Source organism: Bacillus sp. FJAT-50079, from assembly GCF_018343515.1.
GTDB lineage: Bacteria > Bacillota > Bacilli > Bacillales > Bacillaceae_C > Lederbergia.
Genome location: NZ_JAGYPD010000004.1, coordinates 533,012 through 557,587, shown reverse-complemented (window position 1 = coordinate 557,587; position 24,576 = coordinate 533,012). Strand labels below are relative to the sequence as shown.

24 protein-coding genes are annotated in these 24,576 nt (G+C 39.6%); 1 reads left to right on the top strand and 23 read right to left on the bottom strand.

Going from position 1 to position 24,576, the window contains the following annotated elements:
- Positions 1–40: 40 nt before the first annotated feature.
- The 21 genes from KHA95_RS13575 to rpsU form a co-directional block, all read right to left on the bottom strand.
- Positions 41–592 (bottom strand): hypothetical protein, encoded by a 552-nt coding sequence (locus KHA95_RS13575; protein WP_213138040.1) that lies wholly within the window; start codon positions 590–592, stop codon positions 41–43.
- Positions 593–702: 110 nt separating this feature from the next.
- Positions 703–1,818 carry an RNA polymerase sigma factor RpoD gene (gene rpoD, locus KHA95_RS13570; RefSeq protein WP_213138039.1) on the bottom strand — a complete coding sequence of 372 codons (1,116 nt, stop codon included), beginning with the start codon at positions 1,816–1,818 and terminating at the stop codon, positions 703–705.
- A gap of 42 nt (positions 1,819–1,860) precedes the next feature.
- Positions 1,861–3,678: a DNA primase gene (gene dnaG / locus KHA95_RS13565; protein WP_213138038.1), complete on the bottom strand. Its 1,818-nt coding sequence runs from the start codon at positions 3,676–3,678 to the stop codon at positions 1,861–1,863.
- Positions 3,679–3,721: 43 nt separating this feature from the next.
- Positions 3,722–4,210, bottom strand: a complete 489-nt coding sequence (locus KHA95_RS13560; protein ID WP_349305479.1) for a YaiI/YqxD family protein — start codon at positions 4,208–4,210, stop codon at positions 3,722–3,724.
- Between the two features lie 451 nt (positions 4,211–4,661).
- On the bottom strand, positions 4,662–5,468 hold the full coding sequence (locus KHA95_RS13555; protein WP_213138037.1) for a pyruvate, water dikinase regulatory protein: 807 nt from the start codon (positions 5,466–5,468) through the stop codon (positions 4,662–4,664).
- Positions 5,469–5,538: 70 nt separating this feature from the next.
- Positions 5,539–7,602: a glycine--tRNA ligase subunit beta gene (gene glyS, locus KHA95_RS13550; RefSeq protein WP_213138036.1), complete on the bottom strand. Its 2,064-nt coding sequence runs from the start codon at positions 7,600–7,602 to the stop codon at positions 5,539–5,541.
- The gene (gene glyQ / locus KHA95_RS13545) at positions 7,595–8,491 is read right to left on the bottom strand and encodes a glycine--tRNA ligase subunit alpha (protein ID WP_213138035.1); all 897 of its coding nucleotides are present in this window, start codon (positions 8,489–8,491) and stop codon (positions 7,595–7,597) included. Before glyQ ends, glyS begins: the two co-directional genes overlap by 8 nt.
- 391 nt (positions 8,492–8,882) lie before the next feature.
- Entirely contained in the window at positions 8,883–9,635 is a 753-nt protein-coding gene (recO, locus tag KHA95_RS13540) for a DNA repair protein RecO (protein WP_213138034.1), read from the bottom strand.
- Between the two features lie 56 nt (positions 9,636–9,691).
- Complete coding sequence (locus tag KHA95_RS13535) at positions 9,692–9,835, bottom strand: YqzL family protein (RefSeq protein WP_213138033.1); 144 nt, start codon at positions 9,833–9,835, stop codon at positions 9,692–9,694.
- A gap of 112 nt (positions 9,836–9,947) precedes the next feature.
- Positions 9,948–10,865 (bottom strand): GTPase Era, encoded by a 918-nt coding sequence (era, locus tag KHA95_RS13530; protein WP_249316864.1) that lies wholly within the window; start codon positions 10,863–10,865, stop codon positions 9,948–9,950.
- Positions 10,858–11,256: a cytidine deaminase gene (locus KHA95_RS13525; RefSeq protein ID WP_213138032.1), complete on the bottom strand. Its 399-nt coding sequence runs from the start codon at positions 11,254–11,256 to the stop codon at positions 10,858–10,860. Before KHA95_RS13525 ends, era begins: the two co-directional genes overlap by 8 nt.
- A gap of 325 nt (positions 11,257–11,581) precedes the next feature.
- Positions 11,582–11,968 (bottom strand): diacylglycerol kinase, encoded by a 387-nt coding sequence (locus KHA95_RS13520; protein ID WP_249316863.1) that lies wholly within the window; start codon positions 11,966–11,968, stop codon positions 11,582–11,584.
- The gene (gene ybeY / locus KHA95_RS13515; RefSeq protein WP_213138030.1) at positions 11,958–12,428 is read right to left on the bottom strand and encodes an rRNA maturation RNase YbeY; all 471 of its coding nucleotides are present in this window, start codon (positions 12,426–12,428) and stop codon (positions 11,958–11,960) included. The genes KHA95_RS13520 and ybeY overlap by 11 nt, the downstream gene beginning before the upstream one ends.
- Positions 12,412–14,586, bottom strand: a complete 2,175-nt coding sequence (locus tag KHA95_RS13510; protein WP_213138029.1) for an HD family phosphohydrolase — start codon at positions 14,584–14,586, stop codon at positions 12,412–12,414. The genes ybeY and KHA95_RS13510 overlap by 17 nt, the downstream gene beginning before the upstream one ends.
- Before the next feature lie 140 nt (positions 14,587–14,726).
- Positions 14,727–15,701: a PhoH family protein gene (locus KHA95_RS13505; protein ID WP_213138028.1), complete on the bottom strand. Its 975-nt coding sequence runs from the start codon at positions 15,699–15,701 to the stop codon at positions 14,727–14,729.
- 3 nt (positions 15,702–15,704) lie between these two features.
- Positions 15,705–16,895 (bottom strand): sporulation protein YqfD, encoded by a 1,191-nt coding sequence (yqfD, locus tag KHA95_RS13500; protein WP_213138027.1) that lies wholly within the window; start codon positions 16,893–16,895, stop codon positions 15,705–15,707.
- Positions 16,896–16,907: 12 nt separating this feature from the next.
- Positions 16,908–17,192 carry a sporulation protein YqfC gene (yqfC, locus tag KHA95_RS13495; RefSeq protein WP_213138026.1) on the bottom strand — a complete coding sequence of 95 codons (285 nt, stop codon included), beginning with the start codon at positions 17,190–17,192 and terminating at the stop codon, positions 16,908–16,910.
- Positions 17,193–17,399: 207 nt separating this feature from the next.
- On the bottom strand, positions 17,400–17,849 hold the full coding sequence (locus tag KHA95_RS13490; RefSeq protein ID WP_213138025.1) for a hypothetical protein: 450 nt from the start codon (positions 17,847–17,849) through the stop codon (positions 17,400–17,402).
- Positions 17,850–17,883: 34 nt separating this feature from the next.
- Complete coding sequence (gene floA / locus KHA95_RS13485) at positions 17,884–18,891, bottom strand: flotillin-like protein FloA (protein WP_213138024.1); 1,008 nt, start codon at positions 18,889–18,891, stop codon at positions 17,884–17,886.
- A 33-nt stretch (positions 18,892–18,924) separates the two neighbouring features.
- A complete protein-coding gene (locus tag KHA95_RS13480; protein ID WP_481748446.1) occupies positions 18,925–20,232 on the bottom strand; it encodes an NfeD family protein in 1,308 nt (435 codons plus the stop codon).
- A 790-nt stretch (positions 20,233–21,022) separates the two neighbouring features.
- Positions 21,023–21,196: a 30S ribosomal protein S21 gene (gene rpsU, locus KHA95_RS13475; RefSeq protein WP_213138023.1), complete on the bottom strand. Its 174-nt coding sequence runs from the start codon at positions 21,194–21,196 to the stop codon at positions 21,023–21,025.
- Between the two features lie 177 nt (positions 21,197–21,373).
- Between rpsU and KHA95_RS13470 the strand changes: the two genes are divergently transcribed.
- The gene (locus tag KHA95_RS13470; RefSeq protein WP_213138022.1) at positions 21,374–22,303 is read left to right on the top strand and encodes a Na/Pi symporter; all 930 of its coding nucleotides are present in this window, start codon (positions 21,374–21,376) and stop codon (positions 22,301–22,303) included.
- On the opposite strand, the gene deoC is transcribed toward KHA95_RS13470, so the two are convergent.
- Positions 22,300–22,971: a deoxyribose-phosphate aldolase gene (gene deoC, locus KHA95_RS13465; protein ID WP_213138021.1), complete on the bottom strand. Its 672-nt coding sequence runs from the start codon at positions 22,969–22,971 to the stop codon at positions 22,300–22,302. The genes KHA95_RS13470 and deoC overlap by 4 nt on opposite strands.
- 251 nt (positions 22,972–23,222) lie before the next feature.
- Positions 23,223–24,575: a tRNA (N(6)-L-threonylcarbamoyladenosine(37)-C(2))-methylthiotransferase MtaB gene (mtaB, locus tag KHA95_RS13460; protein ID WP_213138020.1), complete on the bottom strand. Its 1,353-nt coding sequence runs from the start codon at positions 24,573–24,575 to the stop codon at positions 23,223–23,225.
- Position 24,576 lies beyond the last annotated feature (1 nt).

Sequence of the window (24,576 nt, the reverse complement as noted above, 5' to 3'; positions counted from 1 at the left end):
TTCATTTCATTGATTGGGATTGAGCAATCTGTTTGTACGCTTAATATAATGCAAACGGGAGCTTTTTTAGAATGAAAAATAATACAATTGCCGTACTCATGCCCCCAGCGATCATAAAAAATAAAACCTTTGAACGAATGCCACCAATGAGCCAAATAAGGCTATTTATAAGCAAGAGAATCGAAAGTGAGTTTGGGCTTCCCTCAAAAAAGAAATCGTTCAATTGGATGAGGAAAATTAATAATAAAAAAGCGGCTGTAACGTAAATAATAAACGGCTTTTGCTTCCTTCTGCGATAATAATAAAAGGAAATAAACAATATAATGACAAAAAAAGCCAATATAAGCGTTTGCATTGAAAAGGAAATACGAGTAAAATAAGTGATTACAAGCATGATTAAAATCATTGCTAAAAAAAGGCTGTTTGAAAGCGTTTCACTCGTTAACTTTTTCTTTGGCGATTTTAATTCTTCTTCATGGTCTCCACCGGAATATAAGGCAAGTAAATAATCACAATATTGATCAGGTAACATTTTATTTTGTTTCCAAAATTGTATTTCAGAAAGAATGATCTTTTTTCGTTTTGAGTCCATTAATGACACATCCTGTTACTATATATTCGAGTGATTGCTGTCTAAACCCTTTATTAATCAAAAAAAAGTTTACTTCCGTGCACAGAAGTAAACGAATGATACCATTTATTTTATTCGAGAAAGTCTTTAAGCCTTTTGCTTCTGCTTGGGTGGCGTAATTTTCTCAACGCTTTCGCTTCAATTTGGCGAATACGTTCTCTCGTAACACCGAAAACTTTCCCAACTTCTTCAAGCGTTCTTGTTCTGCCATCATCCAATCCAAAGCGGAGGCGCAATACGTTTTCTTCACGATCTGTTAATGTGTCAAGCACATCTTCAAGCTGCTCTTTTAATAACTCGTATGCCGCATGCTCTGACGGTGATGTCGCTTCTTGGTCTTCGATAAAATCTCCAAGATGAGAATCATCTTCTTCACCAATCGGCGTTTCTAATGAAACAGGCTCTTGAGCAATTTTTAAAATTTCTCGAACCTTTTCTGGAGTCAAATCCATTTCTTCAGAAATTTCTTCAGGTGTCGGTTCTCTACCAAGATCTTGCAATAACTGTCGTTGCACACGAATCAGTTTATTGATTGTCTCAACCATATGAACAGGGATACGAATCGTCCGAGCTTGGTCAGCAATCGCTCTTGTGATCGCTTGACGAATCCACCATGTTGCATACGTACTAAACTTAAATCCTTTTTCAAAGTCAAATTTTTCAACGGCTTTAATTAAGCCCATATTTCCTTCTTGGATTAAATCAAGGAATAGCATCCCTCTTCCAACATAGCGCTTTGCTATGCTGACGACGAGGCGAAGGTTCGCTTCAGCAAGTCGCTTTTTCGCTTCTTCATCTCCTTGCTCAATTCGCTTTGCAAGCGCAATTTCTTGCTCAGCCGTTAGCAAATCAACGCGGCCAATTTCCTTCAAATACATCCTAACAGGGTCGTTAATTTTCACACCTGGAGGAACACTTAAGTCATTAAGATCAAACTCTTCATCTTTCGGATTTTTTGGATCTTCCCCATCATCCGATTCTTCCATTACTTCAATCCCTTGATCAGCAAGCATTTCATAAAACTCATCCATTTGATCGGAATCCAAATCAAAGTGGGCTAGTTTCCCAGAAATGTGCTCATATGTTAAGGTACCCTGTTTTTTTCCTTGTTCGATCAGTTGCTCTTTTGCTTGATCTAGGGTAAGTTCGATTTCTACTTCATTGGAACGTGCTGATTTTTCAGCCATGCGTCCCCCTCCTTCCAGCATTTGCATACCAACATAAATTTGTTACAGTGACCTGCGAAGTTCAATAATTTCCTTGGCAATTTGTAACGCCTTCACATAATCATTTTTCCGCTCAGCCGCTTTTTGTTCTGCCTGCTTTTCTTTTATCATTAACAATTTAGGATGTTTCAACACATGCCCCACATAATCTCTTAGTTCTTGCTCATTAAATTCGATATCGGCTGAGAGCATATCGATTTCGGTAACGATCGCCCGCAGTCGTTTATCAGGTAAAAAATGAACAAACATACTTGGATCTGGACGATTGCCCTGTTCATAATATCCAAATAAATAAGTAAGAATGGCTTGATGCTCATCATAATAAAATGACGTATCTCCAAGCATTTCGATGACACGATAAGCAATTTCATCGTCATAAATCATCCTCGCAATTAATTGTCGCTCTGCGGCAAGATGTGCAGGTAGAAGCTGATTTGAGCGGGTCTGTGGTGCGGCTTGCACTGGCATCTGATCAACTTTTTGATCATTAGCCTCTTTTTTATTCACACGTTCAAATTGATTGAGCTGTGAATGAAGTGCATCGATTGACAAGGAAAACTCATCCGCTAATTGCCTTATATATAAATCCTTCTCAATAGGATTTGTAAGCTTACCTATTTCGATCAATATTTGTTCGATATATTTCAGCTTATCTCCTTCATTTTGAAGATTTTTTCCTAGGCGAAAATAATAAAGCTTATAGGCCATCCATGTAAGTCCATTCCCTATTATATCTGTACGGAATTTTTCTGCTCCGAAATTTCGAATATAGTCATCGGGATCTAGACCAGTTGGCATCATTGCAATCGTTACAGTGAAGCCTTGATCAACAAGCATTTGTCCGGCACGGAATGCAGCATCGGATCCTGCTGCATCTGCATCAAAACAAATGGTAATGGAATCGGTCAATCTGCGAAGCTGCCCAGCATGCTTGGCTGTCAATGCAGTCCCCATGACAGCAACACCATTTTTGATTCCCGCACTATCCGCTGATATTACATCAGCAAAGCCTTCAAACAAGACTGCGAAGTTTTGTTTACGTATGTGGCTCCTTGCTTCGTGTAAGTTATATAAAAGAGAGCTTTTGTTGAAGAGCGCTGTTTCAGAAGTGTTTAAATACTTTGGCTGATCTTCTTTCTCTATCGCACGGGCAGAAAAGGCAATAACCCTTCCTTTTGCATTATGAAGTGGAAACATAATCCGATTGCGAAAACGGTCAAAATAACTTTCGTCAGAATCACGTTTTCCGATTAGACCGGCCCTTTCCATCATTGACCGCGAAAACCCACGTTTTTCTAAAAACTTCACGGCAAAATCCCATTCTGGCAATGAATATCCGATCTGAAATTTTCGCAAACTGTCTTGCGAAAAGCCCCGATCAAGTAAATATTCCAATGCGGGAGCACCTTCGTTTGTGTTCAACAATAAATGATGATAAAACTTGGCCAAAAGCTCGTGTGCCTCAATCATTTTCCGTTCGTCAGGAGGTATTTGCGCATCTACGATTTGATCTTGCTGTGGGCCGATATCGAGCTCGACATTGCTTAATTCGGCAACTTTTCGAGCCGCTTCTTGAAATGAGACGCCATCAATCTCCATTAAAAACGTAAAAACATTTCCACCAGCCCCGCAGCCAAAACAATGATAGATCTGCTTATCCGTCGATACTGAAAATGATGGCGTGTTTTCGCCGTGGAAAGGGCATAATCCAAAATAATTGCGCCCTTGTTTTTTCAACTGAACATAATTGCTAATGACCTCGACAATATCGATCGACTGCCGAAGCTCGTTAATTTTTTCCTCAGGTATTCTTGCAGACACAAAAACATCCCCATTTATTAATATTGCTATTCGACAGAATTACTCAAACTCCTTCATTTTTCGACAATAATCTACGCAATGAAGCTTGGAATTGCCGGCGATCTTCCTTTCCGAATGGACTTGGCCCCTTCCCGTAATGACCGGCCTCTCGTGCTTTTGCCGCTAAAAAGCGAAAATCTAAAGCCATTTCAATGGTGTCTTCCTTGTATTCCGTTCCCCTTGGAGAAATGGCATAAACACCTTTAGGTAGGACAAGGCTAGCAAGCCCAATGTCTTGAGTAATCAACACATCTCCCCGTCTAATTTTATTTACAATATAAAGATCTACCGAATCTTTGCCCGCGTCTACAAAGCACCATTGGGGATTTGACTCTTCATTTTTTGGTTTATGGTCATACGAGGCAACAAAGCGAATATCCCAGTTATACTCGTTGGCAATCGCAGAAATCTCGGCTTTGACCGGGCAAGCATCTGCATCTACGTATATGATTGCTTTAGCTTGATTACCGTTACTTATTCTACATCCCTCCACAGATTCCTTCTTTTTATTAAAAATCAATAAGGAAAGATGAGATTATTTGTCGTTTTTCCTTATCTTGCACGCGTCTATCACAATAACTAGTTTATTCTCAAAGTCGCAACTCTAAACCTTTTATGTACTTTCAACACAATTTTTTATTATAGCTTATTTACACGATTTTGCCTATCAAAAGCTTTCGATCAATTACAGTTGGGAATAATCACTTCCAATTTTTTCAAAGTTCGCTCGAAACGCTCCCTTAAAAATCTGTGGCATCTGCCAAGGGTTAAGTTGAATCGGCAAGTAGTTTGAACTCCCCCTGATATGAATCGCAATACATTTTTTTAAAAAAATGTATTGCGATTTAAGTTAAACAAACAGTAATAACATTTTTACTCTATTTCTCGAAATTTTATTCATACAGCACAAATAAAAACTAGGAGCGGTATGCTTCCGTGATGATCTATACTTTTTTCTGCATATAATTGATGATCGTATTGGCTGTTTCTTCAACTGCTTTATTTGATACATCAATAACAGTACAGCCGAGTTTGTTTGCGATCCTATCGAAATATTTGATCTCCCGTTTAATTCTTTCTATGTTTGCGTAATTTGCCTTAGCATCTAAACCTAAAGAAAGCAATCGCTCCCGTCTAATATGATTCAATTTTTCCGGGCTAATTTTTAAGCCAATGCATCGCGATGGATCAACTTTAAACAATTCTTCAGGAGGGTCTACTTCAGGCACAACAGGAACATTGGCCACTTTATATCGCTTGAGAGCTAGATATTGAGATAATGGTGTTTTCGATGTACGTGAAACACCAATTAATATAATATCTGCTCGTAATAAGCCACGCGGATCCCTGCCATCGTCGTATTTTACTGCAAATTCAATGGCCTCCACACGCTTGAAGTAATTCTCATCTAATTTTCGAACAAGCCCTGGCTCATTCAATGGTGCACGTTCAAATGCCTTCTCGAATTTATCCATAATCGGACCCATAATATCAATTGAGGTCACCTGATTGGCAATAGACTGATCACGCAAATATACACGATTGTTTGGTTTTACCAATGTATAAACGATGATTGCCCGATCGTCTTTTGCCATCTCAATGATTTCATCCATATGTTCTTCTTCTTCCACATACGGATAAGTTTTGATAGTTGCATTGGAATTTCCAAACTGGCTAATGGCCGCTTTCGTTACAAGTTCAGCTGTTTCCCCAACTGAATCCGATACAACATATATAATTGGAACAGACATATACATCCCTCTCCCTGTTATACATTTGAACGATTTCGAGCTTGTTTGTACAAACAAGCTCGAATTTGTCTTATTTTACTTGAATTTCATTCATCGCAGCATAGCTTCCGATTAGATCAGCTAGTTGCTTCATTTGAGCCAGGCGATTGGCCTTTACGTTCGCTTGCTCCGCCATGACCATTGTATGATCAAAATAGTTAGAAATGGCCGGCTGTAATGAGGCTAATACAGCAAACTTCGCTTCTTGCCCTTCAGCTTCCTCATACGTATCAACAACTTGCACCCAACTGTCATACAGTTGTTGCTCATATTCATTTTCGAATAACTGTGGATCGATCTCCAAGTTTCCTTCCCACTTTTTAGCGATTGTCAATACACGGGAGAGTGATTCAATTGTCTCTTTGAATCCATCTTCTGTTTTCTTCGTTTGTAAAGCATTGGCACGATCAACAAGAACAGGAACGCTTAATAATTCTCCACCTAGAACAGCTTCGATAATGTCGTGACTAATTCCTTTTTCCTGAAGTAAATATTTTAGGCGCAGTTTGAAAAACTGTGTTAGTTGCTCAAATAATTGTTCGTTCGTTTCTAATTTTTGACCGATAATCTCGATCGCTTTTTCCAAAATTGTTCGCAATGGCAGGTCCCAATTCTTTTTCAAAAGAATTTGAATGATTCCCGCTGTTTGTCGCCTTAATGCATACGGGTCTTGAGAACCTGTCGGAATCAGTCCGATCGCGAACGATGCAACGATCGAATCTAGCTTATCAGCGACACTCACGATCGCAGCGATCGTTGTCGATGGTACATCATCATCAGCATGACGTGGTTGATAATGTTCATTCACTGATTTGGCGACATCCGTATGTTCGCCTTGTAGCAATGCATACTTCTCACCCATAATTCCTTGAAGCTCTGGGAATTCATCAACCATATTTGTAACAAGGTCAAATTTACTTATTTCTGCTGCTCGATCGACTAGTTGTTTGTCTTCCACAGAAAGGGTAAGTAATAACGAAAGTTCTTTCGCAATCAAGCGAATCCGATCAATTTTTTCCGATAATGTACCGATTTTCTCATGATAAACGATTGTTTCTAGTCGCTTTAACGCCTCTGGGATGAGTAGTTTTTTATCTTCTTCAAAAAAGAAATCCGCATCCGCCAATCTTGCGCGTAACACTTTCTCATTTCCTTTTATGACATTTTCAAGGTGACGCTCGTCCCCATTACGCACTCCAACAAAATATGGAAGCAGCTTACCATTTAAACTTTTTACTGGAAAATAACGTTGATGAGCTTTCATCGATGTAATTAACACTTCTTCAGGAAGCTCTAAGAAGTCTTCGTTAAATGCGCCGGCAAAAACAGTCGGATATTCAACTAGATTTGTCACTTCATCGATCAACTCTTCATCAATCGGAACGAACCAATCTTTTTCAGCACTTAATTTTTCAATTTGTTCTCTAATTGCTTGCATTCTTTCGGCTTGATTCACAATGACATGTTGGCCTAGCAATGCCTTTTCATAATCAGACGCAGCTGACAATAACACTTCCTCACCTAAGAAACGGTGACCGAATGTTTTTGCCCCTGCTTGAATATTTGCGACTGTAAAAGGAATTATTTCACTCCCAAATAATGCAACAATCCAGCGAATTGGACGAAGGAAACGTAAGTCTAGGCTTCCCCAACGCATATTGTTTGGAAAATGAAGGGATGTGATTAATTCGCTAAGCTCTGGTAATAATTCAACTGTTGACTTTCCTTTAATGAACTTTTTCACGTGCGCATATTCGATCCCTTTGATTTCCTTAAAGAAAATCTCATCCGGACTTACCGCTTGCCCACGGCAAAAACCAAGTGCAGCCTTTGACCAATTTCCTTCTTCATCTAGAGCAATCTTCTTCGCTGGTCCTTTAGCTTCTTCTTCCACATCACTTTGGAATTCTTCCACATTTTTAAGATGAATCGCCATTCTTCTAGGTGTAGAATAAACTCGTACCTCTTCATGGCTAATGCGATGGTCCTCGAGCCATGAAATCATTTTGCTTTTTAAATCATCTATTGCTCCGCTAATAAAGCGTGCTGGCATTTCTTCAATCCCAATTTCGAGAAGTAAATCACGTTTATTCATGGCTCTCTCCCTCCTTTTTCTGTCCATTTAAAATTGGAAAACCAAGCTTTTCTCTTTCCTCATAAAAAGTTTTCGCTACTTGTCTTGCCATATTCCGCATTTTTCCGATATAAGCCGTTCGCTCCGTAACGGAAATCGCTCCTTTTGCATCAAGAAGATTAAATACATGTGAACATTTTAAAATATAATCGTAGGCTGGATGAACAAGTCCTTCCTCCATTTGGCGTTTCGCTTCCGTTTCGTACGTAGTAAATAGATCGAACAACATCTTTTGATTCGATGTTTCAAATGCATATTTTGAATGCTCATATTCAGGCTGATAGAAAATATCCCTAATCGTAAAGCCTTCTGTCCATTCTAGATCGAAAACATTTTCTTTATTTTGGATATATGACGCAAGCCTTTCAATCCCATACGTTAATTCAACAGAGACAGGCTTACACTCTAAGCCACCGACTTGCTGAAAATAGGTAAATTGCGTTACTTCCATCCCGTCAAGCCATACTTCCCAGCCTAATCCTGCACAGCCAAGTGATGGATTTTCCCAATTATCCTCAACAAAGCGGATATCATGCTCCAAAGGATCAATACCAAGAACGCGTAATGAATCTAAATACATTTCTTGAATATTGTCTGGAGAAGGTTTCATAATCACCTGGAATTGATGATGCTGATACAATCGGTTCGGGTTTTCTCCATAACGGCCATCAGCTGGACGGCGTGATGGCTCAACATACGCCACATTCCACGGTTCTGGTCCGATTGCCCTTAAAAACGTGTACGGACTCATTGTACCCGCACCTTTTTCAACATCATACGCTTGCATAAGAATACAGCCATAATCTGACCAATGCTTTTGCAATGCAAGGATCATTTCTTGAATATTCACTCTAACTCATCCTTCCTTTTCAATTTCAATAAGTGTCTAGGCGTGATTCGTTCGCTTATTTTCATTTCAACATAAAAAACCCTCGTCTCTATGCTAATTCACCATAAGCATAGGGACGAGAGTTACCCGCGGTTCCACCCTATTTGCCGAGCATAAACACCCGACCAACTTTATTTATGCCACTCCAGATTGCCTTCCTTGAAGCTCCATCCCACCGGCTTTCACTATCCCGGGGTCGCTATATATGGGGGACAACAAGTACTTATTTCTTTCTTCGCAGCGTTATTTATTTTAACTCATATACATGAAAATAGCGGATATGACGCAATTTGTCAAGTTTTCGCCTTTAAAGTATTAAAAAAATCGAACAGTAATCCAATCGCAACTTACGTTAAAGCTTGTCTTTTAATCGGTCCATTTGATCTAAAAATCGCTTCGTTTTTAAATGGAGCCCCGAATATTCATCATAATATAAATCAATCGCGTGTTTTAATTCTTGTTTTGTTTCCGGCTTGACTGAAATCGAGCCAAGTCTTTGTATATCAAAAAAATAAAACAATCGCAATAATTTAATCGCATGTTGAGAAAGTGGCAGAAAATGTCTATCTCGTTCAAAACAACGGTGACAAATAAGCCCATTTTCCCGAATGGAAAAACCAAATTGGGCTTCCGTACTTCCGCAAAGGACACATGCTTTCATTTCCGGATATAGTCCAAAAACACTGAGCATCTTCATTTCGAAAATATGTGTAACGATATCCGGATCGTAGCCTTCATTAATATAATGGAGCGTTTGCGAAAGTAATTCGAAAAGAAATGGATTGCTTTCTTTTTCATTTGTCCCTTTATCAAGCAAATCTACGATATATGCTGCATAGGCCGTTTTAAAAATATCTTCTCTAATCGACCGTAAAGATGCAACCATCTCTGCCTGCTGCAACGTTCCTAATCCGCGACCGGATTGAATCAAATAATACCCGTATGTAAAGGGCTGGGAGACGCTCGCAAGCCGGCTGCTTGGCTTTTTTGCCCCGCGAGCCATTCCCGCAATCTTCCCAGCTTCTCTGCTATAAATAACGACAATTTTATTTGATTCACCATAATCTGTCGTTCTTATGACAATTCCCTCGTATTTTTGTAGCATGTCACAATCTCCCCCTTCCACAGCCATATACTGTACTCGCGGGGCAAAAAGCGTCACTAAGAAACCGGATGATCTACTTCATTGGCGTTTTCCATAAACGGCAGAATATTCATATGCTCTTCTTTTTCAAGTTCCTTTAGGAGCAAGTAAATATCCACATTACCTGTCTCTTTAAAAACTCTCCACGTGAATTCATACATGTTCATCCCGCCTTCCATATGTTTGAAGTGGTTTTCTCTTACATTTCTTATTTTTACCGCAAGCCTAGGGACAATACAGCGTAAAATTTGTTAATCCGACCAATAAACAATTCTAATATTCGTCTTCCTTAAACCCATAGTCTCGTAAATGGAACATTTTATTTCTCCAATCCTTCTGTACTTTCACCCATAGTTCTAAAAATACTTTCGAACCAAGCAAATGTTCAATATCTTCACGAGCTCGTTGACCAATTTCCTTTAACATTTTTCCTTGTTTCCCGATAACGATGCCTTTTTGTGAGTCACGTTCCACGATAATCGTGGCCATTACGTGAACGACCTCTCGCTCATCCTTCTTTTCCATCTTATCGATTAATACAGCGAGAGAATGGGGAACTTCCTCTCTCGTTAAATGAAGCGCTTTCTCCCTAATTAACTCCGACACAATAAATCTTTCTGGATGATCAGTAATTTGATCAGCCGGGTAATATTGTGGTCCTTCTGGTAATTGCAGTAAAATTTGTTCAAGCAAGCGTTCAACATTATTTCCCTCTAAGGCCGAAATAGGAATGATTTCTGCAAAAGGATATTTTTCCTTATATTCTTCAATAAGCAATAACAACTCATCGGGTCCGATTTGATCAATTTTATTAATGACTAGAAAAACAGGCGTCTTTACACCTTGCAGTTTTTCAATAATAAATTCATCACCACGACCAAAACCTTCTGCGGCATTGATCATGAAAAGAATGATGTCTACTTCTTTTAACGTATTCATCGCAATCTTCATCATAAAATCGCCAAGTCGATGTTTCGGCTTATGGATTCCAGGTGTATCAATGAAAACCATTTGTGCGTCATTTGTCGTTAATACGCCTTGTACTTTATTTCTCGTTGTTTGTGGTTTATCACTCATAATTGCAATTTTTTGCCCAATGACACGGTTGAGAAAGGTTGATTTTCCGACATTCGGCCTGCCAATAATAGAGATAAATCCTGATTTGTATGTTTTGCTGTCTATCTTATTCATGTAGATCCTCCGGTGAAAATGCAAATGGCAATAATTGTTCGACTGTTATTTCCTTCGTTTCCCCTTTTCCATTTGAAAGAACAACCTTCATATCCTTCGGGCAAAGCTCGGCAATCACTTGCCTGCAAGCCCCACATGGAGGAACCGGACGAAGCGTATCTGCCGTAACAGCGAGCATCGCAAATTCACTCTCTCCTTCAGACATCGCTTTAAATAGTGCAGTACGTTCAGCGCAATTCGTAACACTATAAGCTGCGTTCTCAATATTACAGCCGCGATACACTTGCCCCTTTTTCGTTAGCAAGGCGGCACCCACCGGAAAATTCGAATAGGGAACATAAGCTTTTTCTTTTGCCTTTTCAGCTTCTTGGATTAATTCCTCAACTTTCATTTTGTTACTCCTTATTTCTTATTTTTATTTTACTACATCTTCTTGAAAAAGTTATCAAATCTCGCAAAGTTTTTTGATAATTTCAACTTTAGCCCTATTTATTCTTTCGGCTGTGGGAATATTTTACCGTACTACGCGATTGTATTCAAATAAGCCGATTGTGAAAGGTTTGGCATTTTTCATTAATGCGGCAATGGGCTTCATTTGCTCGATTAGATATATAAACTAACGCTGACATTTGTCAGGTTATCAGATTTTATAAGCCATCACGGATTTTTCACCCCAGGCCCTTTTTTCAAATAAAAAATGCCGCACTAGGGCGGCATTACTTTAAAAATAAATCAATAAATTTTGGACCGAAGATGATTACACCAACGATCACAGCCATGGTTGCTGCTAATAAAACAGCAGCCGCTGCGATATCCTTCGCTTGCTTGGCTAATGGCTTGATTTCTGTTGTTGCTAAATCAACTGTGCGTTCGATTGCTGAATTGACTAATTCAAGCACAAGCACCGTAAAAATAGCGAGCACAATAAACAACCATTCAAACGCTGTAAGCTGAAACAAAATCGATAGGATGATCGTAGTAAATGCAGCGAGCAAATGAATCCGGATATTTTTCTCATGTTTTACTGCGTATCGCAGTCCTTCAAGGGCATACTGAAATGAGGCTTTCAATCTTCTTATCGAGAACACTTGGCTATCTTTCAAGACCAAATCCGTCCAACAGCGTTTTTTGCCTAGAAAACATCCGTTTCTCATCCTCCTCATTCATATGGTCATAGCCTAGTAAATGTAAAAATCCATGCACCACAAGGAATCCCATTTCTCGAATAAAAGAATGACCATATTCATCCGCTTGCTCTTTCGCCCTCTCAAGCGAAATAATGATATCACCGAGCATTCTTGGCATGTCGGGGGCGATGATTTCAATTTCCCCTTCGCCCATTTCCTCCATCGCAAATGAAATGACATCTGTTGATTGGTCTTTCCCACGATATGTCTTATTTATTTCTTGAATTTCCTCATTTGTCACGAATGTAAGAGAAAGCTCACTTCCATCCTCTACTTGCTCCTCTTTCGCAGCGTAATTTAAAAGTTTTTCAATCAGCTGCTGATGCTCTTCAGTTAATTCATTTGTTTCATCGATCATATCAATTTGTAGCGCCATTACTTACCACCTTTTTTTGTTTAAAATCTGGATATTCGATTCGCGAGTGAAATATTCCATTCAATGTCTCGCAAAAGGTTGCTTTTACAATTTCAATTTCTTTTAATGTAAGATCACATTCACTCAACTGTCCATCTGAAAGTCGGTCTTGAGCAATATTATGTACTAGAGAGTGAATTTCTTCCGAAGTCGGATGTGTCATTGAACGAACTGCCGCTTCCACACTATCGGCCATTCCAATGATTGCCGCTTCCTTTGTTTGCGGCTTTGGCCCAGGGTAACGATATTCCTTTTCATCGATATGCTCATTTTTTTCCTTCGCTTTATAATAGAAAAATTTTAAAAGTGTCGTCCCATGATGCTGTTCAGCAATATCAATAATTTCCTTTGGCATTTTATGTTTACGTAATTCTGCCGCTCCATCAACAGCATGCGCAATAATAATCTCTTTACTCGTTTCTGGCGGGAGTCGATCATGCGGGTTTTCGATATTCATTTGGTTTTCGATAAAGAAATGCGGACGCTTTGTCTTTCCGACATCATGGTAGTAACATCCCACACGTGCTAACAAACCGTTAGCTCCGATCGCATCACAGGCTGCTTCAGCCAAATTAGCAACCATAACACTGTGATGATACGTACCAGGGGCTTCGACCAAAATTTTCTTTAACAATGGATGGTTCGGACTTGATAATTCAATCAGGCGAATCGTTGATAGCATCCCGAAACCAGCTTCAAAAAATGGTAACAATCCGATCGTTAAAATCGCCGATAAAATTCCTGAAACGAGAGCATATAATACATAATAAGCATATTCAATCATCGTCACTTGCCCACTGCCAATCAATAATAAAAATACAATGATTAATACATTTGTAACGGCAACAAACAAGCCTGCCCGTAAAATATGTGTCCTTTCGTTCCGTCCGGATAAAAACAAAACACTGGCCAAGCCACTGAATAATATATATACAGCGATTTCCACATCAATTGTGCCCGAAATTCCATCATGAAAAACGATGCTTCCGCAGGCGGCTAATAAAATCGTCATAATCAAGGCAAAGCGTTCATTAATCAATATCTTCAACAGCATCGGCGTCATCGCCGCTGGAAATATATAACCGATCTCATTAATATCTAATTGCTCCATCAATCCTGTAATCTTCATTATGATTAATGAACAAAGGAAAATCAAACTGCTTAACAGTAAAAAGTTCTGTTTCTTATCTTCTTGTAATTGTAACCGTGAGAAGTGAATATATAGTGCCCCAATTGCAATAACAACAAAAACAGTTAACCCGATAAATGGCTTTGATGTCGGATTGCTTTTTAAGAGCCCTAACATTTCCAATTGCCGATAGATTTCCCGATCGATCAAATGTCCTTCTTGAACAATGACTTGCCCTTGAAGAATCTTTACTGGATCAACCTCTTCCATTGCTTGTTTCTTTCTTTCCTCCGTCAATACTGGATCATAAATATCATTTGCTACAATCGCATACTGTCCAAGCTCAACAGCGATTTCGTTTAAATAAGGCGCAAGCCCTGCCATGTGAATATTTTCACTCAGGAGCTCCTTCATCTTTGCGACCTGTTCTTCACGAATCTTGGTATTCATCACCCTTTCAACATTAACAATCACCGTTTCTTTCATCTTTTCACGCGTGCCTGCTTCTGTTTTAAGTAAAGATATGAGCTTTTCATCAGAAATAGAATTGGTAATATCCTCAGAAACGTTCTCGGTTAGTTTTGCCTTTAATGACTTTAGTTGTGATTGTAAAAGTAAATGCTCTTCCTCTTGATCTAATGAATCACCTTCTATTCGTGATTCTTGGCTTACTTCCTTTACAAAATCAAAAATGGATTGAACCAATAAAATTCTATTCTGTGCCATTTCTTTTTTAAATACATAAACGCGCGCAACATCATCCGCCGCTTTTTCCCGTTCCTCTGCTGTTTTCACTTCATCTTCAATTGTTTTTGGCGAGCGAATCGTTTTGTCGGAAATGGAAAACAACTCAATATCGAATGTCTCTGGTTTTACATTATGATAGAGAATTCCAAATAACGCCAATGCCAAAACACCATAAATGAGAGCAGTGAACACTTTATAACTTAAAAATGTCCGCAGTTTACTTATGTATTCTTGAAAGTTCATAGAAACCTCCATACCCACTTATAATTGTCTGATTATCATATTATATAAAATGATAGCAGTTTTCTTGTCGGATTACACTATATTTCGGAAACTTTAAAAGCGGATACATTTTTTTGAATAAAAAAAAGAAAAAACCTGAATCATCGTTCAGGTTTTCCTTCTTTTGTTTCATAGGCATTGATAATACGTGCAACGAGTGGATGGCGCACAACATCTCCTTGTGTTAGACGAATAAACGCAATCCCCGGCACATCATGTAGAATTCGCTCTGCTGCAACAAGACCTGACTGCGCTCCTTTAGGCAAGTCCACCTGTGTTGCGTCACCGGTAATAATCATTTTCGATCCAAAGCCAAGTCTCGTTAAAAACATCTTCATTTGTGCTTCCGTCGTATTTTGGGCTTCATCCAATATGACGAATGCATCATCCAATGTTCTTCCCCTCATATAAGCGAGCGGAGCAATTTCAATCGTTTCTCGATCAATCAGCCGTTGTGTATGCTCAACACCAAGTACATCATGGAGAGCATCGTATAGAGGGCGCAAATAAGGATCTACTTTTTCCTTTAAATCTCCTGGCAAAAATCCAAGACTTTCACCAGCTTCCACGGCGGGACGAGTCAAAATGATTTTATTGACTTGGTTGTTTTTTAACGCATTAACGGCCATAACAACTGCGAGATATGTTTTTCCCGTACCCGCCGGTCCAATGCCAAACACGAGATCACGCTTGCGGATCGCATCAATATATTGACGCTGTCCAAGTGTTTTTACCCGGATGGACTTCCCTTTCGTATTTCGAGCAATCTCCTCTTCAAATAATTCTGAGAAATATTCAATCCGATCTTGCTTTGCCATTTGGATTGCGTAAGAAACATCGCGAGGGGATATATGAATCCCTTTGCGGATGACGAGGAGTAATTGATGTAAAATTTCCTGAGCGAGTGCAACAGATCCCTCCTCACCAGAAATATTAATTGCTTCCCCTCTCGTCACAATCGCGACAGCAAACTCTTCTTCCATTTGTTTTAAATGAAGATCAGCATTTCCAAATAAAGCAAACGCTTCTTCAGTATTTTCTAATTCAATCTTTTTTGTAATCAATTCTTCTGACATGCGTTAGTCTCCTTGAATGAACGGTTTTTCTTCAGCAATATTTTCAATCACCTGAAAATTAATGGATAAATTAACTTTACCATTCTCTACATCTTCATGCAAAATAAATTCTTTTTCAATCCTGGCGTCTTCTGGAATTTTTGTTTTTACCGATTTTCTCGCTAACTCCTTTGCTGCTTCAATTGCTTCTTCTTTCGTTAATTTACGTACAATTTTCTCCTTCTCGCGAATCGTTAACTCTTGATAACTGATCGGCAGCTCCCATCCTAAAAAACGAATCGGCCGGATATCGATTTCCGTTCCATAATCTTGAAAATCATTTTTCTTCATTCCCCAAATAGGTAAATTGAACTTGTTTATTTTTATGGAATGCACGCGTTTTTCTTCACCGCTATATACTTGAAAAAGGGATTCTAATGGGTATTCATCGACCTTTGAATTGTACCAAGTGAGACCCCACACTTCCCCCTTTGCGGCAACAGCTTCTTCTTTTCCTTGACTACCAATTAAACCAGAAACGAGGAGTTCTCCTTTTTCTACGTATTGATGGACCTTAACAACCGGCTTTCCTTTCTCAACAAATAATTTCGAAATGACCGCTTTCTTCTTAGCGACAAGATGGCCTGGGCTTTTTAGTTCTACTTTTTCAGGCTCTGTTTTTTGAACCGCTTGAAAATGATAGGTTGTCCCTTTTAACTCCACACCAATCCATGTCAAATTATCGATCGTCTCAGTAAGATGTTGTTGAATCGACTCCGGATCTGCAATTGCGAAATGCAATCTCCCAATGGTGACACCAATCTTATCAAGCTCTTTACGAATTTTATGTTCCGTTGCCGGATCTGCACCTGTAATATGAATTCCCCAAGTGACGTTAGATAAAAAAAGGATTACAAATAGAAATAACATGATTCCAATAGCAAAACCGCTATTTTTTAACACCCTTTTCCATAAAAAAGGGAGACCTTCGCCTCTTGGGAGGGTAACTTCACAATCCGTTTCGCGAGCAATATGTCTTAATGTATGTAAGTTAGATAGCTCGATGTAAAATACAATTTCATGTTTATTTAATCTTCTAATCTTCCACATCGCGAGCTTAGCACGTGTAAGTTGATTAAGAAATCTTTCAAGACCAGGCCCTTTTACTCTTACATATACTCTGCCAGATATGAACGTCAACCATTGGTTTTTCAATTACGCCATCTCCTATTCATTTAAATAATGAATTTCTTCAATTTTCCCTTCCAATAAAAGTTCTTCTGGCAAAATCGTTTTAATGACAAACGACCTCCCTCTCACTAATAATTGCCCTTGCGTAAGGAGAAGCCTTAATTCGCTATCCGTAAATACAAGCAAACCTCGATGATTTTCTATATATATATGAAGCTGCCCAACCATTGTCACTCTTGGCAAATCCATCATGACATCAGCAGGAAGTTCCATTTTATTTGTCATCCATTTACGTAGTCTGTGAGTCCATTTTTTGGCCATGAAAAAGAACCCCCTTTCCTCTCATATGTATGAGTGGAAAGGGGGTTTCATCACATTTTTTTGTTTAATCATTTACGCTCTGGTGAATATTTATTCGAACTCGTGCCCACAGGACGCGGCGAACTTAGGTTGCCTACCTAAGCTCCACAAAATTCTGTAATGTTGAATTGGGAATTTGAACTCCCTCTGAATCAATGCTAATTCGGGTTATACATTCCTTTGCGGTCGATATCGTTTAACCGCGCGTGGCGGCCCTAATACCTCTGCCATGATGATACCATTTACAATATCATTTTGTTGAAGTGGCAAGGATGATCGTTTGACAGCATCCGGCTTCGATGTGGGGAGTGCATTTTGAGTTGCCTCCCTTTTTTCAGAAACGATGATCTGCTCTCGAACCTCTTCTCGCTCCGCCTTTTTAACTTCCTTTACTGCTGGAGCCGGCTTCGTAAACAGCATTTCAGCTGCTTCCCGCAAATTTCTCGCTTTGCTAAGATCAATATCATGTTCAACTAACTCTTTACGTGGCTCTACGAATGGTTTAGCTTGCTGAGCCACAGGTTTTCTTTGATCAGATTGCTGTTGCTTTGATTTTTTCATCGCGTTAAAGGCCATGCTAATGATACCAAAAATGGCCAAAAGAATAAGTTGTTCCAAGGAGCTACCTCCTTCCAAATCGCTTCATAACGATTTATTCTAGATTATCTTCATTTGCTGGCTTCGTCGTCATTCGACTGATCGAGTCACGCATATCTGAATCAGCATTAATGTTTTTCAAAGAATAATAGTCCATAACACCTAAATTTCCTGATTTTAACGCATCGGCCATTGCGAGTGGAATTTCTGCTTCGGCTTCAACAACCTTCGCTCTCATTTCTTCTACTCTCGCCTTCATCTCTTGCTCATTAGCAACAGCCATGGCTCTTCTTTCTTCCGCTTTCGCTTGGGCAATCTTCTTATCAGCCTCTGCCTGGTCTGTTTGTAATTGCGCACCGATGTTTTTCCCGATATCAACGTCCGCAATATCGATCGAAAGAATTTCAAATGCCGTACCAGCATCTAATCCCTTTGAAAGGACCGTACGTGAAATCGAGTCTGGATTTTCAAGCACTCGTTCATGTGTATCACTCGAACCGATTGTTGAAATAACCCCTTCACCGACACGAGCAATGACCGTATCTTCACCGGCACCACCGACGAGGCGATCAATGTTTGCTCGCACCGTAATTCTTGCCTTCGCTTTCACTTCAATCCCGTTCATTGCCACACCAGCGATAAACGGTGTTTCAATTACTTTAGGGTTTACACTCATTTGTACCGCTTCAAGTACGTCACGACCAGCAAGATCGATCGCTGCCGCACGCTCAAATACTAGGTCAATATTAGCACGTTGAGCGGCAATTAACGCATTGACAACCCGGTCAACATTACCGCCTGCAAGATAATGGCTCTCCAGTTGGTTTGTTGTAACTTTTAAACCCGCTTTATGTGCTTTAATAAGTGGGTTAATAACGCGGTTTGGAATAACCCTTCTTAATCTCATCCCAATTAAAGTAAAAATACCAACGCGAACACCAGCAGAAATGGCTGAAATCCACAGGCCAATTGGAACAAATGTGAACAATACCGCAAGCACAATGATTCCAATGGCAATTGCTACTAATAAAAAGATCGTTTCATATCCTAGTGCTACTTCCATCCTTTATTTCCTCCTTCAACTAAGGCTAATCTATTATATTTTTCGCACAACGATGCGAGAGCCTTCCACTTTAATCACTTTTACTTTTGTATCTTTCTCAATAAATCCACCATCCGCTACAACATCAAGGCGCTCATCATCGACCTCAACTGTTCCGGCAGGGCGAAGCGCGGTGACGGTAATCCCTTCGCGCCCAATCAGCTCAAGACGATTCACATTCGATACGTAGCCACTCTCCGTATCTGTCGCATCAGTAAGAATCAATCGTTTAAATATATTCATACGTTTATCAAACACCTTTACCATGATAATAATTGCAAGTGCCGCTAAAAACAGCGCAATGATGATGGAAATCCCATAGTAAGTAACATTTCCACCAGCCATTATAATACTGCCGATGATTGACACAGTACCGAGAAGTCCAGCAATTCCTCCCGGCAGGTAAAACTCTGCGACAATTAATATAATTCCTAATATGAATAAGATCATTGATTCATACCCTGCAAGCCCAGCTGCATAGTGTCCATAAAAGAACAATAATAACGCACTAATTCCCATTCCTCCCGGCAAGCCAAATCCCGGTGAATATAATTCTAACACAAGCCCTAGACTTGCGATTGATAGAAGAATTGGAACGACAACAGGGTTTGTAATAAATCTGGCAAATGACTCAGCAAAGGTTGATTTCACCGTTTGCACGTTCGCATCGGCATCGCCTAGCTTTTGCAGCAGTTCTTCTATATTATTAACCGTACCTTCAGAATAGCCAACTTTGAACGCATTGTCTGCTCCTAGCGTTAAAAGCTTACCCTCTTTTTTCAAATCTGGCAAATCGATCTCACCGCTTGCCATTGCTTTTGCGATTTCCGGATCACGCCCGCTTTGCTTTGCGGCCCCTTCCATTGCAGACAGCCACATGCTTTCGGCTTTCTCGCCAGCCGTATTTCCACTTTGATCAATGATCGCAGATGCTCCCATAACCGCACCTGGCGTCATATAAATTTCATCTGTATATAAAGCGATATAAGAGCCAGCAGAAATTGCCCATGAATTGACGAATGTTACAGTTTTAATCTTCGTTTTTGCGATCCGGTTGCCGATATCTCGCGCCGCATCGACTGCCCCACCAGGTGTGTTCATATCAAAAATAATCAAGTCAGCACCATTTTCCTCAGCAGTGCTAATCGCTCGGTCTAAGTAAGCACTTAATCCTTTTTCGACATCATCCTTAATCGGAATCACGTAGACATTCGCTTCTTTTCCTTTTGCCTGAACAGGCAAAAATGATAATACACTAGCCAGCACGATACAGATGAGCATGAAAAACCTCTTCACCTTGATTCCCTCCCCTCACTGAAGCATATATACCTGTATTACGTTTACAAGTTGTAAAAGTTTCATTTTTATTACAATCTTTTCACCTGAAATATCTATATAAGTTGAATTTAATAATATACTTACGAAATGAGAGAAAAATACTGTTGATTTACGTTCAAGGCTTATGACCAACATCCTGTTGCCACATGTTGTCGCGACTTTAGGCTTCGTTCCTTAAAATACGTCCTGCCGCTCCCGCTAATCCTCTAGGACATTAAATAGGCTTCCCTAAAGGTACACCGCATGAAGGAAATGCATTGTGTTTTCAAGGAGTCGCCACCTTTCACACAAATCAACTAAGTATACCTCTTATCAAATGTTATTTACTTAAATAGATGTAAAATCTTCATTCAACTTATCTATATTTATTATAGCTGAAATTCTATGCAAAAACTTGCTTTTTTCCTTAATGAAATATGTCAAAGAGCCGGCAAGCGTTAGCTTACCGGCTCTGTTAACTGCGAATTATGATATATGTTTACAACATATAATATTTACAAAGCTAAGTTTCATTGACTGTTTCCAAGAGAATGTATCTCCATTCACATATTCAAATCCACGGAGGGTATTACATACTGCTTTTTTTGCGAGAAAGGACTGTCAACTCTTCTTTGTTTCGATTATGATGATCCGCCAACACCAGTGGCCGATCGCTATTTGTAGCATTCAATGACGATTAGCCTATCTTTCTAGTTCATCGCTTGCTTCAATCATATCCGGAATCGTTCGAGAAGACACATTCTTGCACCCTCTATTAGAACTTACGCTTTCTTGCAGCTTCAGATTTCTTTTTACGTTTCACACTTGGTTTTTCATAAAACTCGCGCTTTCTAACTTCTTGTATTGTTCCACTTTTTGAAACATTACGTTTGAAGCGACGAAGAGCATCTTCAAGTGATTCGTTTTTACGAACAACTGTTCTTGACATATCTCTTTCCCTCCCTCCGAACATAGCAATAACATGTTCATACATGGAAACCCATGTACTTTGCAATTATAATATAACCCTTTTCAGAGGTCAACAATCTTTATCCTTTTAGACGTTTTTTTGTTATTTTTGCATGTCCATCTCAATTTGTTCATAAGATGATTTGAGGTGAAAGACATGCTCTATTTATGTTTTTTTATTGTTCTAGCTCTCTGTTTCTTACTTGGGATGACATGGTTAAGGGTTGGTTTGTTCAATGTATCGGGCGGAGCGGTGGAAGGGTTGCTCCGAAAAATGACAAATACGCCGATTAGCGGTTTTATCGCTGGAATTGTCATGACTGCCGTCTTACAGAGCAGTTCAGCTGTTACCGTCATCGCTGTCGGGCTCGTATCTGCTCGAATTCTCGCTTTTCCGCAAACAATTGGAATCATTTTAGGAACAAATATTGGGACAACCATCACGCTGGAGTTTTTCACTTTTGATTTGACGAAAATTATTATTCCTTTTTTAGCAATCGGACTTTTCTTCATGTTATTTAAACATGCAAAATGGAGAAGCACTGGGTTTATTTTTGTTGGAATCGGCATGATTTTTGCCGCAATGAATGGATTTGAGTGGTTATCTAGTCCGCTTGCTCAAGTTAGTTACGTACAACATTTAATTTATTTGATGAGGGATTATGTTATCATCGCATTTTTAACTGGGACACTTCTAACGGCCCTTATTCAATCGAGTACCGTCATGACAGGAATTGCGATGAGTTTTCTTGCGACAGGAATTTTTCCGCTTGAAACGGGGATCGCCATCATGCTCGGTGCTAATATTGGTACGTGTGCTACCGGACTGCTTGCAGCGATTGGAGCGGGGCATGAAGCCCGGCTCACAGCCTTTGCCCACATGTGGCTGAATATTGCCGGCGCCCTTATATTTTTACCGTTAAGTCATATTTTAGCTGATGCAAGCCGACTGATGACAGATACACCTGAGTCACAGCTTGCCCATGCAAGTGTCGTATTTAATGTTCTATGCTCTTTAGTCGTATTGCCATTTGCTAATCAATTTGGCCGGTTAATTAGCAAGATTCACGGGGGCAAGAGAACTTAATAGTCACTCTTTCCCATTAATCCTTGGACAATCGCAACACCCGAGCTTGCACCGATTCTTGTCGCACCCGCTTCAATCATTTTTTCAACGTCAGCTAAGCTGCGAACGCCACCAGATGCTTTTACACCAAGATCTTGTCCGACCGCTTTACGCATAAGAGCGACATCTTCTACCGTTGCTCCACCTGTTGAAAACCCAGTTGACGTTTTGACAAAATCGGCGCCAGCTTCTTTAGCAATCGCGCATGCCTTCTCTTTTTCTGCGTCTGTTAACAAGCACGTTTCAATAATGACCTTTACAAGTGCACGGCCTTTCGCAGCCTCACAAACAGCAGTAATATCTCGCTTTACAAGCTCATCATCTCCGCCTTTTAATGCGCCGATATTAATTACCATATCGATTTCATCTGCACCATTTTCAAGCGCATTCTTTGTTTCAAAAGCTTTCGTTTCTGGAGTACTCGCTCCTAATGGAAAACCAACGACAGTACATACTTTGACACCTGTTCCCTCTAATAAGTTTGCAGCCTCAGCCACCCATGTCGGGTTTACACATACAGAGGCAAAATGATATTCCTTCGCTTCTTTACATAATATATTTATGTTATCCTTCGTTGCATCCGCTTTTAACAATGTATGGTCGATCATTCGAGCAATTTGTTCCGACATGTAGATTTCCTCCCTTATTTCAGCTAGTGCATTCATGTTATTTTAGCATGATCTTACAGAAAATAAACGGCAAATGCTTTTTGAAGAATCGATGATATAGTTTAATCTAAAAAGTTTATAGAAACGATGAAAAGGAAGAAGGTGAAGAAAAACGTTTTTTCTTCACCTTCACTTGCCTTTTATATTATTTTTAAAGTGTTTTTTGAGTCCCATTCTTAATTGAGCTCAACTTGATTTGATTCCATCGTCTCTTAAATCATCATTGATGTTTTAACAGGCTCTTCATCTAACACACGGACAAATTGCCCTTCATTGTACGGATAGCCTGCTTTTGTTAATTTCACTTTTACAATTTTCCCAACCATGTCCTCTGTCGCTGGGAAGACTACTTTCAAATAGTTATCTGAATAACCTTCATAAAGTCCGCTATTCGGATCATCTTTAAACACTTCTTCCGGAATGACTTCAAGCACTTCATTTTCAAAGCGAGACGCATACTCTTTTGCCAGTTGATCAGATAGCGCAATAAGGCGATGTACGCGTTCATTTTTAATTTCTTCATCAATTTGATCAGTCATTCTAGCAGCTGGCGTTCCTGTTCTCTTCGAATATGGGAAGACATGCAGCTCAGAAAATTGATGTTTTTTCACAAAATTGTATGTTTCCATAAATTCTTCTTCCGTTTCACCTGGGAAGCCAACAATTACGTCGGAAGTAACAGCTAAGCCTGGCAATGCTTTCTTTAGCAACTTAAGCCTTTCTGCAAAAAATTCCATCGTATATTTTCGGCGCATTCTTTTTAGCACCGTATTTGAGCCAGATTGCAGTGGAATATGCAAATGTCTCACAACGAGCTTTGATTTATCAATGACATCAATTACTTCATCTGTTAACTGACTTGCTTCAATCGAGGAGATACGAATTCGTTTTAATCCGTGTACTTGTGCCTCAAGATCACGCAATAATGCCGCTAAATTATAATCTTTCATATCTTCCCCATAGCCGCCTGTATGGATCCCTGTAAGAACAATTTCTTTATACCCAGCATCAACAAGTTGTTGTGCTTGACGAATAACTTCTTTCGGATCTCTTGAACGCATTAAGCCACGCGCCCAAGGGATGATACAAAACGTACAGAAATTATTACAGCCTTCTTGAATTTTTAAAGAAGCGCGTGTCCTGTCTGTAAATGCAGGAACATCTAATTCTTCATAGACACGATTTTTCATAATGTTTCCGACCGCGTTAATCGGCTGGCGTTCCTCTTTGTATTGCTCAATATACTCAAGCATTTTCACGCGATCTTGGGTTCCAACGACAACATCAACTCCAGGAATGGCCATAATTTCTGCCGGAGATGTTTGCGCATAGCAGCCTGTTACACAAATCACCGCATCCGGATTGTTCCGAACCGCGCGCCGAATGACTTGACGACTTTTTTTATCGCCGGTATTTGTCACCGTACACGTATTAATAACATAAACATCAGCTGTTGATTCAAACTCAACACGCTCATACCCATTGCTTTTAAATAATTGCCAAATAGCTTCTGTTTCATAATGGTTTACTTTACAACCCAATGTATGAAATGCAACTAGAGACATA